The organism is Prevotella sp. ICM33, assembly GCF_000517825.1.
GTDB classification, from domain to species: Bacteria; Bacteroidota; Bacteroidia; order Bacteroidales; family Bacteroidaceae; genus Prevotella; species Prevotella melaninogenica.
In genome coordinates, this window is the sequence record NZ_JACD01000098.1 from 1 (window position 1) to 2,505 (window position 2,505).

The 2,505-nt window shown below is 36.4% G+C and carries 4 protein-coding genes; 1 reads left to right on the forward strand and 3 read right to left on the reverse strand.

What is annotated here, in order from left to right:
* On the reverse strand, positions 1-198 hold a 198-nt coding region (locus HMPREF1505_RS13645), incomplete at its 3' end, for a hypothetical protein (RefSeq protein WP_036925569.1).
* Between HMPREF1505_RS13645 and HMPREF1505_RS13595 the strand changes: the two genes are divergently transcribed.
* Positions 180-464 carry a hypothetical protein gene (locus HMPREF1505_RS13595; protein ID WP_219617323.1) on the forward strand — a complete coding sequence of 95 codons (285 nt, stop codon included), beginning with the start codon at positions 180-182 and terminating at the stop codon, positions 462-464. The two genes, HMPREF1505_RS13645 and HMPREF1505_RS13595, sit on opposite strands and share 19 nt — an antisense overlap.
* Before the next feature lie 542 nt (positions 465-1,006).
* Here HMPREF1505_RS13595 and HMPREF1505_RS11665 read toward each other — a convergent pair.
* Complete coding sequence (locus tag HMPREF1505_RS11665) at positions 1,007-1,876, reverse strand: hypothetical protein (protein ID WP_036925570.1); 870 nt, start codon at positions 1,874-1,876, stop codon at positions 1,007-1,009.
* Positions 1,877-1,888: 12 nt separating this feature from the next.
* Positions 1,889-2,505: RHS repeat domain-containing protein (locus HMPREF1505_RS13035; RefSeq protein ID WP_197017524.1), on the reverse strand; the 617-nt coding region annotated here is incomplete at its 5' end.

Here is a 2,505-nt window from a genome sequence, read left to right on the forward strand (position 1 = left end):
GCGATATACTCGTCCGTCAAAGACCTTCTCAATGCGTCTGCCTAAAGCGTCATACCTGAAGGTAACGGTCTTGCCGTCAGGCCGTGTTACACTTCTAAGCATACCATTGCCCTGCCACGTATAGGCATAGTCACCGCTCTGCCAAGCAAGGAACTCATCCCGCATTCTAGCATCAAGGGATGGTCCCGACCTGCGCATGGTCTTCAGCACAAGGTTGCCATGGCTGTCATAATAATACCGCTACTTCTTGTCCTCACGCAGCTGTCCACCACGACCATAGCTCCTGTCCGTACGGTCGGGACTATCATACACGTTACCCATTGCATCTGGGTTACGCCACTGACGACTTCCGTCACCATATACAGCCCCTGACAGAGAACCGAAGGTATCATAATCGTAACGGACACTTCTGCGGTTTATTGTGTCAAGCGCCTGTAGAAGACGAAGATTATCACCCCAGATAATAAATACTATGTCTACCCATTACCATATCTTTCTGTCTTCTACAAACAACTTATCCTTATACTAACCGATACTTGTAAACTATTTTCATACGACTCAAAATCGATATGTGATCTTTTGGCTTTGAAAAGACTCCTGATTGACTTGCAATAGGTGCCCTTTTGAGGTCTTACTAACGCCCTTTTGAACCCTTACTAAGCACCTTTTCTTGTACGACTTCATAACCAATTGATTTCCTGTTGGTTGCAAACTTGCTTTTTATACGTGTTTTTCCACTTTATTTTAGACGTTTTATCCGAAATTATGTCATGACTTTTCAATGTCTTATCCCCAAATATTCGATGTGTTAAAATGGTAAGGTATTCTGTGTCAGAGGATAAATAAAACAGACGAGGGTGTGTCAAAATTGATACACCCTCATAGTTGTTTAACGCATAACCTCGGTTCTTCCTTTAAAGCTATACGAAATAAGTCCACGTGTTTAATGGAAGAACCGTATATTCTATCTTATGGCAATATTGTTTTATGATTTAAACACAAAATACTACAATTTATTATTGAATAAAGTTATGTCTTGCAGAGTAATATCATACTCTTTTCTAACTGGTATGAAGAAACTTTTGAGATGAGGAAGATTCATAATATCTTTCAATTTACCATCTTTAACACTTGTTGATCCAATAATCCTGATTTCTTTAAGATTTGACAAATGTAACAAAAAAGCAACAGAGGGTAACTCTCCACAGTTTTCAATTATCAGTCTTTCCATCATTGTTAGTGATCCAAGTATCTCCCAGTCTTTTATTTTCTTGCAATTCTGAAATGCAACAGAAGTAAGAGATTTATTATCTCTAAGCCAGCTTATAGACTCCATCTTGGAATTATATCCAATTCCGATATGCTCTAACTGTGGCATATTCTGTAGTGCATTAAATTCGTTTAACTTACTTTTTACCAATCCAATTCTTCTTGCTTTTTCAAAAGCGAAAAAGTCGTTTGATGAAGTCTCTGAATAGTTATCAATAAAAATATATTCTAAGTTCTTACATTGGAAGATTGATTTACAATTCTTTCTATTATAGTTTAAATAAATACACCATAATAAGGGTAATGAATCGAAAGGAATTTCCTTGTCTGCTATTCCATGTATCTTTAAATATTCTAATTCTCTAAAACAAGACAAGTGAGACAAGTCTTTATAAGAATATGAATTCAGGTTTAAAGCTCTTATATTCTTAAGAATAGATATATTCTCAATATTTTCTATCTTCATATTTAAGTTCTCTGAGACTACTATAAGGCCATCAACTTTGTTTTCTTGTATATAAGAAATATCAGGTGTTTGATTCATATCTGCTTGTATAAAAGCATATTCTTTCCCAAAATATTCTTTTCTTATAATATTCATTTCCATAAACTTTAATAATTACAATTTACAACCAGGACTTTTTATTTTATTAGCAAGATCTTCTCCTGCTTCCTTAAACTTATCCATTGTCTCGGCTTCTGCTCTAAAGAAGTCGTCTTCAACTCCATTCGGAAGAATAATAACATTTAAGGTATCAAGTTTTGCTGAATCTAATTTTCCACTTCCTAAATGTGATCTCAGCCTACGATACAAATTATTAGCTTTGCCCACATACCATTTTTCAACACCATCTCTAACATCAATGGTTCGGAACATATATACACCTCCATCTTTTGCATTACCTCCTAATATTTCCTTCAGAAACAATCTATCTGCTAACTTAGTTGGAGCAAATCCTAAGATATCAACAAGTTTATTACAATCCTCCACATACCCATACAGTGTCGGATTTCCACCAGCTAACCTTATCGGGTCTTGGCTGATATAGTTACCTATCCTTGGGTCATAATAGCGGAACCTGTTGTAATACAGCCCAGTCTCATCATCCTCATACTGACCTAACTGGCGGAAAGGAATGAACTTCCTGCTGCCGTGGAGGTTGCGGATATTACCATAAATATCATAGTCTGCCTGCCAGACAATATTACCATTATCATCGTATGCCTGTACAGGAC

Excerpts from the sequence above, each read along its gene's own strand:
- HMPREF1505_RS13595 (WP_219617323.1), top strand. The coding sequence starts at position 180 with ATGGTCCCGACCTGCGCATGGTCTTCAGCACAAGGTTGCCATGGCTGT.
- HMPREF1505_RS11665 (WP_036925570.1), bottom strand. The coding sequence starts at position 1,876 with ATGGAAATGAATATTATAAGAAAAGAATATTTTGGGAAAGAATATGCT.